Genomic DNA, 17,685 nt, shown 5'->3' on the forward strand with positions numbered 1-17,685 from the left:
ATTTATCTGTCGTAAGTTCAATTGACAGGAGAGTTAAGGAAATGTACCCTTTCTCAAAATTCGCTTTTTTTCGGTTTATCGTTATTACATTATCTTTGATTACGGTTATTTTGTTTTTGGTCAGCATTCCCATTTACTATGAATATATTAAATTAAACTGTATTACATCCGTCTGCAAAGGGTTTTATAACCCTCCACCTGGTGCAAACTGGCTAAAATCACATGGCTTAACACCTACTGAATATTCTTTTGCCTATGTTAGTATTTACACGGTGTTTGGATTTGTGTTTATATTTGCGGGTCTCCTACTACTTTGGAAAAAATCATCTGATCCAATTGGATTATTTGGAACCTTAATGCTTGTTTCACTGGGAGGAACCTTTACCCCTATCATGGGTGCGCTTAAGCTTGTTCATCCCTTTCTCCTCTATCTTGTTCAAACCATTGGAGCAACGGGAATGGCTACTTTCATTTTATTTTTTTTTCTATTTCCCAATGGCCAATTTACTCCGAAATGGCCTAAATATCTTTGTTATGTTTTGATAACGCTTCGTATTCCAGGAATGATTTTTCCTAATTCCAACTTAAATTTACAGTATGTGTCCAATTGGTTATTTGGCTCCTGGTTTATTATTTGGATTGGCAGCCTAATGTTTGTCCAGATTTACAAATATAAATTCGTTTTGACCCCACTTGAGAAGCAGCAGGCAAAATGGGTGGTATACGGAGTGGTATTAGCATTGGCAGGTTTATTTAGTGTAACTGCCATTTTCGTTCCAAATGAAGAGTTCATCTTAGCAGATCCTTATCAATTGTATTATGTTGAAATTGGTGTTCATTTGAGTATGCTCTTGATTCCAATTGCCATTTTAATCGCGATGATGAAGCATCGGCTTTGGGACATTGATTTCATTGTCAACCGAACACTTGTTTACGGGATCATGACAGCAACTACCCTTGCCTTTTATGTTTTAGCCGTTTGGTACTTAGGTTTATTGCTTCAGATTCAAAATCATTTATTTAGTTCATTAATTGCCACCGGGATTATTGCAGTATTGTTTGCTCCTCTAAAGGAAAGGATACAACGGTTCATTAATCTAAGAATGTACGGGGAAAAAGATGACCCTTATTCCGTTTTGCTTCGGCTGGCAAAGGAACTGGAAACCCCCTCTTCTCCTGAGGCTGTTTTACATTTGGTTGTTCGAACCATTAAAGATGCACTAAAACTGCCTTATGCGTCACTTTCCTTATATAAAAATGGAGTAGAGGTAACTGTTTCGGAGGAAGGCACATTAGACGACGAGCATTTTATTTATAAATTGCTATATCAAGGAGAGGAAATTGGGTTGCTAAAACTGGCACGCCGGGCACCCAGGGAAGAATTTACGGTATCCGATCGGAAATTATTAGATATGCTTGTCCGCCAAGCAAGTGTCGTCGTTCAAAGTGCAAAGGCTTCGTTAGATTTGAAAATTTTAGCAGCTGACCTGCAGGAATCAAGGGAAAACCTTGTTCTAGCCAGGGAAGAAGAAAGGCGAAAGCTCAGAAGCAATTTACATGATGACCTAGCACCAAGACTTGCAGCACTCGCACTCACTGCAGCAGCTGCTGAAGATTTAGTAGAAAGTAATCCGCTTGCAACAAAGGATATCCTCGGAGAATTGCACACCACTATTCGTCAAACCGTTTCAGAAATTCGCTCACTGGTTTACGATTTGCGTCCGCCAACCCTGGATGAAATGGGACTTATTGGAGCCATACATGAACGGATTAAGGAATTGTCCATGCCAACTAAAAATCGAAATCAGACAACAGCTGTAGTTTTTACTTTAAATGCTCCCAATAGGCTGCCTGTTTTACCAGCAGCAGTAGAAGTAGCAGCCTTTCGAATTACCACTGAAGCGATTGTGAATGTTGTTCGTCACTCGATGGCAAAAAACTGTAAGATAAGTATTTCCTTCATCGAACATAATGAACGAGGGTTACAGATTATGATTGAAGACAATGGTATCGGGATGTCTTCAATTAAAAAAAATGGAAATAAAGGTGGCATCGGAATTGAATCGATGAAAGAGCGAACAAACGAGTTAGGAGGAAAATTTCTAATTGATAGTGTTAGAACAAATGGTACAACAATAACTGTGTTTTTACCTGTAAATACATTATTAGTGGGGGAGAAAAATGAAAAAGCTCAGGGTGTTTATAGCGGATGATCATCCATTATTTCGTCATGGTGTAAAAACACTTTTTTTGACTACACCTGACTTAGAAGTTGTAGGGGAGGCAACATCTGGAGAGGATGCCATTAGTTTAGCTCAAAGTTTGCATCCGGATGTCATTTTGATGGACCTAAGGATGCCCGGTTGTAACGGCATTGAGGCCACACGTGAGATTGTGAAAACGAATCCGCAAACGCAAATTATTATTTTGACCATGTTTGAGGACGATCATTCAGTCTTTGCTGCTATGCGGGCTGGTGCAAAAGGTTATGTCTTGAAAGATGCAGAAAAGGACGATCTTCTAAATGCGATAAGAGCCGTAGGCAATGGAGGTGCTATCTTTAGCCCAGGCATTGCTTCAAAGATGATTGAATATTTTTCCATAGCAAAGCCGGCAGCCCCACGAGAGGCGTTTCCTGACCTTACCGATCGAGAACGGGAAGTGCTTTATTTCATGGCGGATGGAGCATCTAATTCAGCTATAGCCCAAAAGCTCCAGATTAGCAGAAAAACCGTATCGAATTATGTGACAAACATCCTTAACAAACTGCAAGTTGCAGATCGGGAAGAAGTTATTCATCTGGTAAGAGAATCCAGATTGAGAGATGAAGAAATGCCTGAATAATAGAAATGAAGGCCGATATATTTTAGAAATTACATTAATATAATTTAAAGAACGGTTCTACTGCTTCCAAGCAAACTTAGAACCCCTTAAGAACAAAAAAAGGGCATCTAAATTGTTTACGATTTAATGTCCCTTTTCTAATGTTTTTTATTTTGTATTCGAAAACGGAACCCGTTATTTGAGTTAGGGCTTTATGAAAAAAACATTTCTTTAAGCTTTGTTACACGAAAGCTGATACTGGTCCACTTATATTAGATCATTACTTCAACGTACAAGAACATTTAATATTATATATTTCTCCTGAATCAACTATAGCTAAGTTTTCTAAAAAGTTTTATAAACTTTCATAGACCCTATTGAAAAAAAGAGCAACTCTATTAAAAATCAATCAAAATAGACAGGTTCTTGTGGATTATATAAATGCTTAAATGCCATTTCAATTTGTGATTTTGTATTTCTAGCTATTGATAATGGTGGCAGTTCATTTTCAGCAAAAAACTCAACCTCACTCGTTTCGATTCCTTTTTTTGCTTGTCCGCCAATAATTTCACATTGGATAAACATTTTATAAACGTGATATGGTGAAGGCGGATGAGGGTGACACTTCTTATCAAGTACAGCTAACAATTTCGTTGCTTTCACGTCAAATCCTGATTCTTCTTTCACTTCTTTCACAGCGACCTCACTTGGGGTTAATCCAATGTCCCCCCAACCGCCTGGTAATGACCAATTTCCATCAGTATTTTCTTTAACCATTAATATTTTTTTATCCTTAAAGATAACGGCTCTAATATCAACTTTAGGAGTTGCATATCCAGTTTCGCTTGCAAATAGTTCTTTTATGACAGTCTTGTCCAATTTTGTCTGTTGCGACAATATTTCTACACTTATATTTCTGATCAATTCAAAGCGTTCCAAATCATAAACATCTTTCGAATAAGCTAATCCTGCTTGTGCAATGGATTGAAGCTGCTTCGCCCATTCTAGCCATTTAGGTTCCATTTATCATCACCACCAACTTGATTATACCTAATATTACCATATTTCTTTTACTCCCAAAACAGACAGTTAACCTATCTTTAATAGAAAAAAAGCGATCTTCTTTATAGAAAAATCGCGGCAGGAAAGATTAATCAACTCCCTATGAGAAGCGAACCTTTTCAAAATGTTCAACTGTTGGAAATGGGTCATAGAAATGATGTAAAAGCTTTTTCCAATCTTGATACTCATTTGATTGTCTAAATCCAACTGTATGGTCTTCTAGTGTTTCCCAGTTTATCAAAAGCAAATATTTCCCCTTAACTTCCAAACAACGGTGTAATTCGTGGGATATGTATCCTTTCGTTGAAGAAATAATGACTAACGCCTGACGAAATGCATCCTCATATTCCTCTTCCATACCTTGCTTTACCTGAAGCATAACCGCTTCCAAAATCATGGAATGTCCCCCTTAAAAAAATCCATCTAATTCACAATAAAAGGCGATCCTGATCATTATCATATGGTGCTGTACACCGGGGCCCCTGTTGCCTACATGTATGACCTGCAGTTTGATGGACATACATATTTTTGGCATCCATCTGAGCCATCTATTTTATCCGATGACATTCAAACTTTTTTTTTTGATAATTGATCGATTGTTAATAAACAGTAATTTTTCTCACAGCAAAATCATTTTCGATTACCTATAGTTATTATTGGAGGTGGATGCTGTGAAAGTAAATTACCCAATTAAAGGTAGTGTAGATGTAAAGGAAATTAAAGAAACCCTCAAGCCGTTTGGAGGACGTTGTGCAAAAATTGTAGAAGGAACATTGGAATATCAAATAAAAGAAGAAAATCAAAATGACGCCTATGTTTGTTTAAAAGACAAAGGATACATCAATTAAAGATGGATCATTATTAGCATTAAACAATAAGATGACTTTTGAATTGACGTGTGAAAAGGTTGACACACGTCATTTTTTCGTTAAAAAAGCACAAAAACGACTAAAGTTCGATTTTCTAGTCGTTTTTGTGGTTATTTCATTTATTTTCGTTCTATTTTTTCTCCATAACAGCAAAGTAATTCTGTTCATTATCTGCAAAATTAAATACTCTGCCGCCAGGCATATTTACCATTTCTCCGACTGTGATATTTTTATCCGTTAATTCTTTATATAATTGCTCTAGATTTTCTGAAAAGAACATTAACGATGGGGTGCCCAAATGCATTTCAGGCTGCATCTTAGCAATTAATTCTTTATTGTGGAGAACAATACTCGTTTCTGCATCTTTAGATGGCGCAAGTTCAATCCATCTCATTCCTTGGCCGTTATCCTGTTCAGACTTAACGATAAACCCTAATTTCTCTGTCCAAAATTTCGCAGTCTCATCTTGATTGTTAACGTATAACATAATTTGTCCGACTTGATTTATCATTCGCTTCTCTCCATTTCTAATAGATAATCACTTTTGTTTTTTGAACATTCATTATTCTTTATCATTCTACTTTTGATTATAAGTGGCTAAACAACTAAATGTCTATTGAATGGTTAATGATTAACATATTTTTTACAAAGAGAACAAATAGCGGATTCATTTCTTCCGCTATTTTTCTTAGTAAGAATTTATTACGCTCCTGGTGGGCGATTTTCGAAATCATAATCGACTGGTTTAGGTGCAACTCGAGAATGTTCTAAGGCTGGCGTGTCTGGCCGCGCGATTTGATAAACGGCTGCCCCGACGATTTCAGCTGTTTCTTGTAGTTTATTTTTATCAATTTTATCGATGGTATCAGCTGGTGTATGATACCATGGCTCTAGAGGTGAGTGAATGAAAAGGGCTGCCGGAATTCCTAGTTCATGGAATGGCTGATGGTCACTCCGTCCTAACTGGCCATACGGAACCACTTCACCTAATGCAGTTCTCAATCCTGCAGCGGAAGCAAGATCAGTGACAGTATTTTTCTTTCCATCAATTGTATACATGATTAATCCGTTTGCTTTGTTATCACCGCCGGCATCCTTACTTCCGATCATATCCATTTGGAAATGCCCTACGATTCGATCCGCTTCCTCCGAACTTAACGTACTGGCATAATGGTAGGACCCTAACAAACCTTTTTCCTCGGAGCCAAAAGTAACGAAACGAAGTTCCGTATCAATTGGCATATTAGACATTACTCTAGCAAGCTCTAGTACAGCAGATACTCCTGAAGCATCATCATTTGCACCAGGTCCACCAGGAACCGAATCGTGGTGTGCTCCAATCATAACAATCTGGCCAGTATCCTTATTTTTATGTGGTTTCATTTTGGCAATGACGTTGTAGGAGGTTTTTTCAAGAAAACCTGACCCGGATACTTTTATTTTAGCCGTGAACGATCCAGCTTTTAATTGCTCCACTAATTCCAAGCCTTGGACTCTCGTGATGGCAACTGCAGGAATATTTTGACCATAACTTGCTTGGCCAAATGCGTTAGATGAACCACTATTGTTATACATAATGACACCAACCGCACCTTTATTTAACACATTTTGGATTTTTTCAACGAAGGTGATATCCCCACGTTCAATCAGGGCAATCTTCCCTTTGACCGAATCCGGTACCGTACCGGAAATGGCTTTACCAACATGCATGACCTCTGCCGTTACTTCACCACTATAGGAGCCGGAAAAAACGTATGGGTTAAGATTTTGTCCGCCAATTTCTACTAATCCACTTACATTGTTTCGAATAACATCATAGATTTTAAAAGGCTGCAGCTCTGTCTCATACCCATACTTCTCAAACTGGCCTTTTATGTACTGTGCTCCTTTAAGCTCCCCATCAGTGCCTGCCGCACGTGGCTCCTTTGATAATGAATCAATTGTGTTATACATGTTGTCGGCGCTAATTTTCTTGATGATCTTGTTGTCGAAGGCGGATGCTGCGTTCGAGTTTGGCGCTCCCTCAGGTCCTTGTGCATATACTCCATTGACACTTAAGACTAGTCCTGCAGTTAATAATACTGACAACGCTTTTTTCTTGCTCATTTAAGCCCTCCTCTTTCTAAAAAAACGCAAACGCTTCCAGTAGATTATCATTGATATTAATAGATTAGTAAACTTTAATAGTTTTACAAAAAGCATGAATTATCTACGTTCACAATTACATTTTTCCTATTAAGAAAGTGGTAAAATGTAGAACCATGTTGATTAACCATGAACAAGCCAGAAATGATAGGCAATACTACCTAAATCATAGTAAGAAGATGAAAGGTCCCCTTCAACTTTACTAATTATGTATAAAGTCGGCAATTATAAGGACTAATCATTAAACAAAGGATCCCTTTAGGCGATGTTTAGACTTGATACGTAAACTTTGATCTTTAACAGGGGAATGACCATTCTCACCGAATACATATCTATAAAAAAGGAGGAATGCCGAATATGAAACAAAGACATGAAGTATTGTTTAAGCAACTAGAGTCCTATCGCAGCTATGTTTTAAGCGTTATGGAAAATGTTACAGAAGAGGAAGCAGAAATAATCCCTTTCGGATTTAAAAATAATATTCGTTGGAACCTAGGACATATGTACCTCGACCAATATTTATGGATTCAGGCAGTCACGAAAGAAAAGTGTGGCGTTCCTGAACAATTTAAATCTTGGTTTGGGTTTGGAACCACTCCGGCAAACTTCAATTCCGAGACACCATCATTAGAAGAGTTAAAGAATTTACTAAAAGAACAACCAGCGAAAATAAAAGATGTATATGGTGAAAGGCTTGAGGAAGAATTCCCACCTACTGAAATGGGGATGCACACCATCGAACAAGTATTAATCCGAACTATTTTTCATGAGGGCATGCATTTACAAGCGATTCTTGATTTAAAAAAATGCATACAACCTTCTTTTTAGCCTAATTTTTTTATAAAAGGACAAAGACTGAACGTGTGTTTTTGTCCTTTTATAAAATGCTCCTCTGTTTATTTCCATAATCGTTTATAGGTTACTAGCTTATTTTCATTTTTTAAAAGAAACACATCGGGATTACTAAGATTTTGCCAATCTTCAAATCCGAAATTTTTATGATAATACATTATAAGTAAGGATATTAAATTGCCGTGGCTCACAATGATTGTATTTTCAGTTTTACTATTAAAAACCTTCTCCACCACTTCTACGATTCGTTTCATTGCTTCTTGGCTGGAATCTCCCCCTTCAAATTTCAGTTCAAGATCATCAAATGTTGTTTTCAGTTTTTCAAACCAATCTGGAATATTTTTATTGCTTAAAACACGTTCTATTAATTGTTGATCAGTTACGATCTCAATATTTAATCGTTCCGCAAGTGGTTGTAAGGATTGAATAGCCCGTAAATACGGACTTGAAATAATACGATCAATTTTAATACTAGAAAAAAAATCCGCTAACTCAACAGCTTGTTTAACACCTCGATCTGTTAGCGGCGCTTCGAATGGCTGTCCTTCAGCCTCGCAATGCCTAATCAAATAAATTTTCTTCATCTAAATCACTCCAAAAAAGCTATCGTTTTATATTTTTTGACATTCCAATTGAAAATTGCTGAAATCCAAAAGTTTCATAATAAGACTCTAAGCTATCTGCACACATTAGTTGAGGAATGACTCTTTTTTGCTCACAATGAGCAATAATTCGGTTCAACATTTCTTTTCCAATTCCTTTGGACTGATAGCTGGGATATACACACACACCACAAATAATACCAGTAATTACACCATCCGAGATAATACGAGTCATCCCAACTAATTGTTGTTCATCAAATGCATAAATAGCGTACCAGCTTTGCCTGCACATGAGTTCCAATTCAGTAACTGATAAATTCAATGAATTCCATCCCAATGATTCATATAAAGTTAATAATTGCTGAAAATTTTCAGGTGGTTCCACAGTATAATTGATCCTTCTCTCCACATTAACACCTCCAATTCATTCTTAAAAAACCGATACTTTTTTATTCAATTTTTCACAGGATACCACCTTCACGAAATTATTTTATTTTGCTTAAACACTGCATAATATTTTATGGCATTCTTTTTACTTGTAATTCTCAAAAAATTTTTATATTGTTTAGCTTTTTATTAAAATATGGATTATACATCAAGATAACAGTTTAGGCTGCACGAAACATCATTTAAGATTCCTGATGCCGCCGAGCGGTCCGGTTACAACGACCCGAATTTTTCCACTGCATATTCATGTGCTAAAACAGGCTTCACTCCGAACTAATATCGGCCCATGCAACGTAATCGGTAATCGACAAAAGAGGGGCGTTTAGCCCGGTGCTCTCATCCTCACAGGTCCTTATACATACAGCGAAGGCCGCCCGACAAATGATCGGACGGCCATACGGCGTATTACCCGCTAAACGGTTGCTTTGCGGATCATGATAAACGACAGCAGGACATAGATGACCGCGACAACAAACAACCACGAGGCTAATTGGGCGGCAGAATGTCCGGTTAGCCAATTGACAATGTCCGTCCACCAGCCGAAATACGTGCACATAAACCCAATCACGGACCCCGCAATAAGAATAACCGGAAACAGGACAAACAGCCCCGTCCTCCCGAAACGTCTGAATATGGCGCTAATAAAGAAGCCGAGGAAGGTGATATGAAACGCTGTCGCGAACAAGGTCCACCACCGTTCCGCCAGGTACCCATCACTCAAATAAGGCAGGTTGAAAAAATGCATCTCGACCCCCCAGCCCCAATCACCCTCCACGAACGATAGCGCTGAAAGCACGACAGAATTACCCAAGCAAACGATGGCGGCCATCATGACGGTCCCCAAGAAAAAGTCAGTTCTCCGGATGCTCAAACCAAGCGCAAACGGAAAGCTTTTCGTCAGTGTAGATATGCCGATAAGCATCATCAAAAAGAATATAGACGACAAACCGCCGGTATAAAACCCGTTTTCCGGCCGGACAATCAATCCACCCAAGAGGTTAATCAAAAAAGCAGGAATTAATGCAAAACACCATGGAACTATAAACCACATAAGTTTATCTTTTGCATGAATTTTCATTACGGTTGCAATTTTATTCAACGGATGTCCACCGCCCTGGGATTAGATTTTTGTTTGGTCAAATGAACGATTAGCTGTTGAAGTGACACCGTTGTAAGCTCCAGACCTAGTATTTCGGCCTGCTTCCGTCTTCCTGGATCTAGACTACCAAGCACTGTCACCGACAATAGGCCGCCGAGTGGCTTTCGGTCGGTCGTCTCCTGCCCGGAAATGAAGGACTCTACTTTCTCCGCCTGGCCTACGGCGGTATAAGCTTGCCCGCGACGAATGGCATCTGCATCCTCATTTAGAATAAGTTTGCCGCTGTCGATGACGATCACATGTTCCAAAATCCGGCTCACCTCGTCGATTAAATGCGTGGATAAAACGATCGTCCGTGGGTGTTCCGCGTAATCCTCGATCAGCCGATTATAGAACAACTCCCGCGCTACAGCGTCCAGCCCCAGGTAAGGCTCGTCGAACATCGTCAGCGGCGCGCGCGGCTCGCCAAACCGATGATGACGCCGACGGACGAGAGCATGCCTCGCGACAGCTTCTTCATTCCCCGTTTCAGCGGCAGACGGAAATCATTCACCAATTGATCGGCAAATCGCTGGTCCCAATTCGGAAAAATTACCGGACACAACTCCAGCACGTCGATCACTCGAAAATGGTCGGGATACTTCTGGCTTTCTTTAATAAAACAAACCTGGCTTAATACGCGATTGTTCTCATAAGGAGCCTCTCCAAACACGCGCAGCTTCCCGCTGGTCGGAAACATCTGCGCCGTCAGCATGTGCATGATCGTTGTTTTGCCCGCGCCGTTTCGGCCAAGCAATCCGTAAATTTTGCCCGATTCCATTGTAAAGCTGACATTGTCCACCGCATTGACTCCGCCATACGTTTTGGTCAGCCCTTGGACTTCAACAATGTTCTTCATTGCGTTCCTTCCCCTCTCCAGATCATATCCGTCAATTGTTCTTTCGAAATGCCAAGCTTTTCCGCCTCGCGAATCATCGCCACAACATACTGTTCGTAGAAACTCTCCTTTCGCTTCTCCATCAGCCTTGCTTTTGCGCCTGTTGCCACAAACATGCCGATCCCCCGCTTTTTATACAAAATGTTCTCGTCCACCAGCAAATTAACGCCTTTGGCCGCCGTTGCCGGATTTATTTGAAAAAACGATGCAAATTGAGTCGTTGACGGCACTTGAGATTCCTCCGGCAACCGGCCTTCGATAATATCGTCTTCGATATTCTCAGCAATTTGCATAAAAATCGGGCGACTGTCGTCCATAGTCAAAGTCATAATACACACCACCACATTGGTTAGTTACTTATGTAATTAACCATATAACAAATGAACCGTGAAGTCAACGGCTATTTGCCCCAAAAAATTGTTCCGTTAAAAATTTGGGCCATCAGTTGTACCTATGGTTGATTATTAGAATATAGTTAGATTTCTTTGTAAAGGAGGGAACCGGAGGATGGAACGTATTGGATTAATCCGATTAATGATAGATTTAACACAGTATGGTAAGGGCAATGGCAAGATGCTCTGACTCAAGCCATAAATTTTTTAGCATTGCTGCCTGATTGCAGCCAAAACATCATCTTGGGAGTAAAAGGATCAAATACGAATGACTTGCGGTATTATCAAACATTCGGCTTTAAAGATACCGTCCGGAGAGAACTTGGAGAACTATTGTTAGAGTACCGTATTAGCTAATCAGCGAGGAAATGGGTTAATAGATTTCTAGGCAGTTTAGTAAATATTGTTGCTATAAATCTAGGAGAAACTCATAAAAAATCAGATTTTTATGTAAAATTACACTTCGATAATGGACGATTCATGTTTTATTTAATGTTAGTCTTGTCTATTAGCACTCCAACTTGCGAAAAGAGAACTTCAACTTGCGGAAAATGTGCTCCAACTTGCGGAAAGAGCACTTCAATTTGCAGAGATTTTTAGATTCTATTCGAATCTAAAAAAGCAAATATCTTTTAGAAAATAGCGGCTTTCTAAACTATTATTTTTTTATTATCAAATCCTTTTCAGGGAGGATTTTCAACTTACCCACCATTTCAAAGGAATTAAAGTCTGCTTTATCTCGTTTATAGATGAAACAGACGATTTATATAAATAAGGGAATTAAGGTTTGATGGAATATCAATGGGGAAACGTCTATACACTCTCTCCTATAGACACATACACTATTTTGTATTAAAAAATGTAGAGGAGAGATAAAAGTGGATACTAAGCCCTATGTAAGTCCTACCGTAATGCCTAACGTAATGCCAAGTAAACCGATGGTAAGTCCGAATGTCATGCCAGTCCAGCAGATTTTACCAACAAATGTTTTACCAAATATACCCCAAGTAGCACCACAAGTTTACCATCCGCCAAGTTGTTATCCGATGTATGATCCATGCTGTCCACCGCCGATGTTTGATCCGTGCTGCCCGCCGCCGGTGTTTCACCATTGCTGCCCACCACCGATAATTCATCCGTGCTGCCCGCCGCCGATGTTTCACCCTTGCTGTTTTCCAATGCATCCACCTTTTTGGTGACATAAGGTATAACTTTTATATTACTATGAATAATCCACCCAAGATCATGAATCTAGGGTGGATTATCTTTGTAGGTTTCGTATCAAAATGTCTTCGAGCTTTGCTTCTCGACATAACTTTTAAAAAATCTTTCCGATGATGTGCCAATACGCTTCTGGTTTACACATTCGGCATATGGGAACAATGCTCAAACGCATGGAACGTAAAATTTTGTGGCAACCTGCTATAATACTGGCACGTTAGAGGTTTCGTTTATTAATCATTTATTACTTTCTCTTGCTGCTTTTTTCCCTTGCTTTTTATTTAGTCCTAATTCAGTACCAAATTCCGTATCGGTCCCTTTTGCTTGGCTCCCTCCGGTATGTGGCTGTTTCCGATTGTCATTACGGTTTGTCATGGTCTTCCCTCCTTTATTTGTTCTTAAATATTTATGGGACCGCCTCATTCCCATAAAAAAAGCCACCATTTTTCAGGATCTCAATGATTGAGGCTTTGTAAAGCTCTCAAGATTAATCATTTTTTTGAGAAACCTTTTGAACGGTAGCATACCATTATACTGCTTTATCTCTTTAAAAATATTCCTACTTTTATTTTTTCACAGTAGACACTTGTTTACTCTCCGAAACAACCGATGCGTTTCCTTCAATTACACAAGTATCACATCAGAAAAAACATAGGGTGAATTAATCTGAATGGATCGATAAACATTTATATTCAATTCAAGATATTCAACCAGAAAAAGTAAACCTTACGATATATCATATGTTTTTTCTGGATTACCAGCTTTATGATACCTTTTGTTTACACACCCCATTGTTTTTCAACTTGTTCTTTTGCTAAAAGTTTAATTTTTTCCCAGCTCATTTCTTTATTAGCAATAACATTGGTTTGATAATTTCTTTCTTTATATTTAACTGTTACTGTTACTTCTATCATCGTAATCCATCTCCTTTCAAAAAAATATAAAAGTGTTTCGTTCTTTTTATGCAATACTTCCCTATCGTCAGGTAAAACATTTTTAATAACCGGCAGCTTTTTGTGATTCCATTCTCATAAATGTACGAATGCTTCGAGGAAGAAAACTACGAATTTCTTCTTCGTTAAATCCTACCTGTAATCTCTTTTCGTCCTGGATAATGGGACGCCGTAACATTTTAGGATTATTGATGATGAGTTTATACATTTCATGAAGTGAAAGAGATTCAATATTTACATTTAATTCTTGAAAAGTTTTTGAGTTTGTAGAAATGATCTCATCCGTTCCCTCCTCTGTCATAAGAAGAATAGATTTAATCTCATCTTCAGTAAGAGGATCAGTTAATATGTTTCTTTCAATATAATCAATTTGATGGTCCTCAAACCATGCCTTTGCTTTACGGCAAGAAGTACAGCTAGGTGTCGTATATAGATTTACCATTTTAATACACACTCCCTCAAAACATTTATGAATGAATTAAAGCCCTATATCTTGATCTACCCTATTACATTTCGAGATATACGAGCTAATTTTACTAAATGTAATTAAAAAATATACAGTTCAGCTACAATAATACTGTTATTTCTAGTTTATTCAAGCTTTTTTATTCTGTGCAGTACATTGCTGATCGTTATTTGGTTTAAATAAGATTGCATATGCTGCTCAGCCTCTATAAAAATTTCTTCCATTACACCCTGAGTATTAGAAGATATCACACAATTTTGTTTTGGGTCACCTGTACACCAGTGGGGTTTAAGTGAACCAGATGAAATGGCCAAATAAATATGAGACATAGTTGTTTCTTCAGGATCACAACTTAATACATATCCTCCGCCAATGCCTTCTTTTGTTTTTACATACCCACTTTTACGTAAAATACTCATTACCTTTCGAATTCTTGCTGGATTCGTACAAACATTTTCTGCGATTGTTTCGCTATTTGCCATATGATCAGGTGTGTTAGCTAATAAAACCAGACTATGCATTGCTATGACAAAATCACTTTTCATGATGCTACATCTCCATCCATTCATTTTCAACTGATCATACTGTAAATTTAATATATACAGTTTAATAAGTCAACTGTAAATACTTGGTGAGAAATAAAAAAGATTAAAAAAGGCTAATTTAATAATGCCTCCCGATCAAGAAACGTAAATTACCTCTTGCATTAAACTGAACCTTTGGCTAAAGAAAAATATAAAGTTTATAGTATGATTCCCGAAAAATTTCCTTTCATTACTGCTTTCTCATTCTGATTTCTACATAAAAAGGATGTGATAATAGATATTCTATTCTCTTGCTTTTCGAATTTCTCAATTGTTACTTCACAAATTACTGTATCTCCCGTAAAAATTGGTCTTAAAAACTCAAAATTCATAGTACGAGCGAGAACGTTATGATCGCCCCCTACTTTTGTAGGTAATGTAGCAGTTAGTAACCCCTGGATGATAAGTCGTCCTTGTTCATCTGGGTTAATATGATGAACTCCCTCATCACCTGATAGCTTTGTAAACATTACAACATCCTCTGCTGTGAATGCCCGTTCGAACTTAATGATATCTCCTACCTGTAACGACAAATTAATCTCCACCTCGTTTTTTTATTGAATTATAAATATTTTTAATTTTAAATTAATTTTTATCCTTCTGCAATTTTTTTGCATAGAACAATTAGTAAAATCAAAACTTTATTTCGTATTTCTTTCTTTGTTAACCATTATGATGATTTACCCGCAGGCCTTGCCAGCGCTGCAAAACACAAGTTAGAGGGAGTTAAGCAGAATCGGCATTATTCATATTCACCTTTACCAAATAGCTTATCTCCAATGGAATTAATGAAATCCTGTGGGTTAGGAAAATGAATGTCCAATAGAACAAAAAGGGCCATTGTTAGATTGAGAATTGTAAGGAATGTATACACAGTTATTTCTTTCCACCTTGATTTTTTTATCAATACAGGAAGATCCTTTAAGCTAATGAATGTAAGAAATAAAATGGCTGCAAAAATCATGGATGCACCTACTTTTGTCCTTTCCGTTGGATTAATGTATTGTTTGTAATTTTGCTTTCTACTTTAATATCAACTTTTAATGCTGGGAATATCTCGTCCCATTCCTTCTCTATTTTTTTCCATTCTTTGGGGTAAGAACGATGAATGACTTCCCCAAAACCAAAAATATCTGTATTTAACTTTTGTGCTTTTTTCAAAGCTGCTTCTATTTCTTTGGTGATTGCTTCCTTTTTCAGCTTTTCTACTTCCTTAATTTTGATAGGATTAATTTCATTTTTTAAACATGATGCTTCGGCAATGCTCCCTTTTTCATTGATCTTGACTGTAATTACAAATTTTCCGAATCTTTTTTCAACTTTTATTTTCGATTCAGCTTTAAATATTTCAAAAGCAATCCGCTCTTTTGTGCTTTGATTCAAACATCTAGTTTCTAAAATTCCACTTTTTACTTTTTCTTGCACCCAGAAAGCTCCCCGTGTTTCGCTAGGTGTAAGGTAAGAAATAAACTTATCTCCTTTAATAATAGCAGCTTTCGATACAGCGAACCCTTGTTTCCCTCCCTGATTTTTGACAAGATGCACAACGGGGATTAAAGGACAGGTCGTACCATGGTGATCCCGTAAGAAATCATTCAAATTAATATATGCTGTTTGGGAAGAAACTTTGTACCCTTCCAATAGTTGATGTAATGTCATGGACGGAATAAGTGTTGTTTTTACATCTGTCTTAATGATATCTTTTGCTTTCTGTGGTGTAATAACTAGTAAAAAATTTCTTCTTTCTTCTGCATCTCGAGCAAAAAATTCAAGGACAGGCATAAGCCCTTTCCGTGCTGTCTTCTCACTGAGAACTAAAACTTTTGTATGTGACCAAAATAGTTTATTGGGCGAATTATGGGTTGCATCTCGAATCGCATCAAATATCGTTTTTCCAGGAGTAGAATAAACAAAAAAGTTCGGCGCGTTCTTAACACCTTCTTTCGTTAATGCAGCCGTGTTCGCAACCTGACTACTAACTAAATATCCACTCTCTGAAGGGTCAATGCCTACTGCAATCACAAAAGAGAGGGTTTCGATTTCTTTACGGTTCCAACAGCCAACAATAAAAAAACAGAGAAAACAAAGGATACAAATCGATATCATTTTTTGAAGACGTGAACACCTCATATTGCTCTCTTCCTTTTTCGATAAAATGATACGGCTAATAAAATGCATGGAATCAAAAATTCAAGTGTTAGGCTATAGGCACCCCAATGCTTTGGCGTAGTAAAATATTTGAGATCAGCAATGTTCTTAAAGGATATATAAGAAAGAATTAACGCAACTCCTCCAAAAGGAATAATAATAAATTTAGTCGATTTTAAACGAAGCCATTGCCCGGTACCAAGTACGCCTGCATATAAAAAGATACACATTTTGATAAATAGTAAACCAATCCATATCGCTACCATAATCGCCTCAATTCTCTCAAGAAATTCTCCAATAGATATCATACGAACGAGTGAGTATACTGGTAATGTTAAATTTGTAGCTTCTATCGGACCAAATAGGCTCATGACGGCTGCATTTAAGGCAAATAAAAAAAATGTTCCGATTAATACAGCCAGCATGCTATACCTTAATACTTTGTGTTGATCCTCGACATAGGGGAATAACATAGCAATCAATATGACTTCACCAAATAAAGAGATTGGAACGATACTTCCTATCATAATTGGTATCCATCCATTTTCTGCGATCGGTCTTAGCAATTCCAAATGAAATTCTTTCGCTAATAAAATTAAAATGATTAGAAGCGAAGCTAAAGAAATGGGCAGTATAATCACACTTGTTCGTGCAATCGCTTCCAGTCCTCTATATACAGCAAAAATGACAGCAAGTATTACATATATAATAAAAACTTGAATTGGCGTCTCCGGCATCAACGCTATATTTAAAATTTCTGCAAATTCTCGAATGATAATAAAGCTCAGATGGAGAAAAAACCATAAGTAAAGAAGAGATAAGATGCCACCGATCCATTTACCAAATAAAGCGATACAAATTTGGATTAAAGTGTATCTGGGATACCTTTTTGAGAGTGTTACTACCACATAGGTAATCACCATGCCGCCAAAACCGGATATAAGAGAAGAAATCCATGTGTCTTTTGAGTTTGCGGTCGACAATATGGTTGGAAGAAACACGACCATCACTGAGACACGGTTAGTAAGTAAAATAAAACAAAGCTGTTTCGCGTTAATTTTTGGCTGGTTATGGCTTGTCTTCAT

The 17,685-nt window shown here is 37.7% G+C and carries 20 protein-coding genes and 1 pseudogene; 4 read left to right on the forward strand and 17 right to left on the reverse strand.

The features are described 5' to 3' along the window. Window positions 1-41 precede the first annotated feature (41 nt). Together QNH20_RS13700 and QNH20_RS13705 are read left to right on the forward strand one after the other, a co-directional pair. Complete coding sequence (locus tag QNH20_RS13700; RefSeq protein ID WP_283918563.1) at window positions 42-2,213, forward strand: GAF domain-containing sensor histidine kinase; 2,172 nt, start codon at window positions 42-44, stop codon at window positions 2,211-2,213. After that, window positions 2,182-2,844, forward strand: coding sequence for a response regulator transcription factor (locus QNH20_RS13705; protein ID WP_283918564.1), 663 nt, complete (start codon window positions 2,182-2,184; stop codon window positions 2,842-2,844). The genes QNH20_RS13700 and QNH20_RS13705 overlap by 32 nt, the downstream gene beginning before the upstream one ends. 384 nt (window positions 2,845-3,228) lie before the next feature. On the opposite strand, the gene QNH20_RS13710 is transcribed toward QNH20_RS13705, so the two are convergent. Beyond that, window positions 3,229-3,846: an NUDIX hydrolase gene (locus QNH20_RS13710; protein ID WP_283918565.1), complete on the reverse strand. Its 618-nt coding sequence runs from the start codon at window positions 3,844-3,846 to the stop codon at window positions 3,229-3,231. A 139-nt stretch (window positions 3,847-3,985) separates the two neighbouring features. Next, window positions 3,986-4,282: an antibiotic biosynthesis monooxygenase family protein gene (locus tag QNH20_RS13715; RefSeq protein WP_283918566.1), complete on the reverse strand. Its 297-nt coding sequence runs from the start codon at window positions 4,280-4,282 to the stop codon at window positions 3,986-3,988. 274 nt (window positions 4,283-4,556) lie between these two features. Between QNH20_RS13715 and QNH20_RS13720 the strand changes: the two genes are divergently transcribed. Beyond that, the gene (locus QNH20_RS13720; protein ID WP_283918567.1) at window positions 4,557-4,733 is read left to right on the forward strand and encodes a hypothetical protein; all 177 of its coding nucleotides are present in this window, start codon (window positions 4,557-4,559) and stop codon (window positions 4,731-4,733) included. A gap of 151 nt (window positions 4,734-4,884) precedes the next feature. On the opposite strand, the gene QNH20_RS13725 is transcribed toward QNH20_RS13720, so the two are convergent. Both QNH20_RS13725 and QNH20_RS13730 read right to left on the reverse strand, forming a co-directional pair. Beyond that, entirely contained in the window at window positions 4,885-5,265 is a 381-nt protein-coding gene (locus QNH20_RS13725; RefSeq protein ID WP_283918568.1) for a VOC family protein, read from the reverse strand. A gap of 191 nt (window positions 5,266-5,456) precedes the next feature. After that, on the reverse strand, window positions 5,457-6,860 hold the full coding sequence (locus QNH20_RS13730; RefSeq protein WP_283918569.1) for a M28 family peptidase: 1,404 nt from the start codon (window positions 6,858-6,860) through the stop codon (window positions 5,457-5,459). Window positions 6,861-7,256: 396 nt separating this feature from the next. Here QNH20_RS13730 and QNH20_RS13735 point away from each other — a divergent pair, with 396 nt between their 5' ends. Then, window positions 7,257-7,727, forward strand: coding sequence for a DinB family protein (locus tag QNH20_RS13735; protein ID WP_283918570.1), 471 nt, complete (start codon window positions 7,257-7,259; stop codon window positions 7,725-7,727). Window positions 7,728-7,795: 68 nt separating this feature from the next. Here QNH20_RS13735 and QNH20_RS13740 read toward each other — a convergent pair whose 3' ends face one another. From QNH20_RS13740 to QNH20_RS13800, 13 genes and pseudogenes are all read right to left on the reverse strand, one after another. Then, on the reverse strand, window positions 7,796-8,335 hold the full coding sequence (locus tag QNH20_RS13740) for a histidine phosphatase family protein (RefSeq protein WP_283918571.1): 540 nt from the start codon (window positions 8,333-8,335) through the stop codon (window positions 7,796-7,798). A 19-nt stretch (window positions 8,336-8,354) separates the two neighbouring features. After that, window positions 8,355-8,762 (reverse strand): GNAT family N-acetyltransferase, encoded by a 408-nt coding sequence (locus tag QNH20_RS13745; RefSeq protein WP_283918572.1) that lies wholly within the window; start codon window positions 8,760-8,762, stop codon window positions 8,355-8,357. Window positions 8,763-9,212: 450 nt separating this feature from the next. Continuing rightward, window positions 9,213-9,899 (reverse strand): hypothetical protein, encoded by a 687-nt coding sequence (locus QNH20_RS13750; RefSeq protein ID WP_283918573.1) that lies wholly within the window; start codon window positions 9,897-9,899, stop codon window positions 9,213-9,215. Continuing rightward, window positions 9,896-10,797 (reverse strand): annotated as a pseudogene (locus QNH20_RS13755) (ABC transporter ATP-binding protein). The gene QNH20_RS13750 and the pseudogene QNH20_RS13755 overlap by 4 nt, the downstream one beginning before the upstream one ends. Continuing rightward, window positions 10,794-11,165 (reverse strand): GntR family transcriptional regulator, encoded by a 372-nt coding sequence (locus tag QNH20_RS13760; protein WP_283918574.1) that lies wholly within the window; start codon window positions 11,163-11,165, stop codon window positions 10,794-10,796. Before QNH20_RS13760 ends, QNH20_RS13755 begins: the two are co-directional and overlap by 4 nt. Window positions 11,166-12,182: 1,017 nt before the next feature. Then, on the reverse strand, window positions 12,183-12,407 hold the full coding sequence (locus QNH20_RS13765) for a hypothetical protein (protein WP_283918575.1): 225 nt from the start codon (window positions 12,405-12,407) through the stop codon (window positions 12,183-12,185). Between the two features lie 279 nt (window positions 12,408-12,686). After that, window positions 12,687-12,824, reverse strand: a complete 138-nt coding sequence (locus QNH20_RS13770; RefSeq protein ID WP_283918576.1) for a hypothetical protein — start codon at window positions 12,822-12,824, stop codon at window positions 12,687-12,689. A 404-nt stretch (window positions 12,825-13,228) separates the two neighbouring features. Further along, complete coding sequence (locus tag QNH20_RS13775; RefSeq protein WP_283918577.1) at window positions 13,229-13,363, reverse strand: BA3454 family stress response protein; 135 nt, start codon at window positions 13,361-13,363, stop codon at window positions 13,229-13,231. Between the two features lie 82 nt (window positions 13,364-13,445). Beyond that, window positions 13,446-13,844: a transcriptional regulator SpxA gene (gene spxA, locus QNH20_RS13780; RefSeq protein WP_283918578.1), complete on the reverse strand. Its 399-nt coding sequence runs from the start codon at window positions 13,842-13,844 to the stop codon at window positions 13,446-13,448. Window positions 13,845-13,993: 149 nt separating this feature from the next. Further along, window positions 13,994-14,413 carry an RrF2 family transcriptional regulator gene (locus QNH20_RS13785; protein ID WP_283918579.1) on the reverse strand — a complete coding sequence of 140 codons (420 nt, stop codon included), beginning with the start codon at window positions 14,411-14,413 and terminating at the stop codon, window positions 13,994-13,996. Between the two features lie 197 nt (window positions 14,414-14,610). Next, a complete protein-coding gene (locus QNH20_RS13790; protein WP_283918580.1) occupies window positions 14,611-14,985 on the reverse strand; it encodes a hotdog domain-containing protein in 375 nt (124 codons plus the stop codon). A gap of 439 nt (window positions 14,986-15,424) precedes the next feature. Next, a complete protein-coding gene (locus QNH20_RS13795) occupies window positions 15,425-16,582 on the reverse strand; it encodes a Ger(x)C family spore germination protein (RefSeq protein ID WP_283918581.1) in 1,158 nt (385 codons plus the stop codon). After that, on the reverse strand, window positions 16,579-17,685 hold the full coding sequence (locus QNH20_RS13800; protein ID WP_283918582.1) for a GerAB/ArcD/ProY family transporter: 1,107 nt from the start codon (window positions 17,683-17,685) through the stop codon (window positions 16,579-16,581). The genes QNH20_RS13795 and QNH20_RS13800 overlap by 4 nt, the downstream gene beginning before the upstream one ends.

Origin of the sequence: Neobacillus sp. WH10 (assembly GCF_030123405.1) — a bacterium.
In the GTDB taxonomy this organism is placed as follows: Bacteria; Bacillota; Bacilli; order Bacillales; family Cytobacillaceae; genus Neobacillus.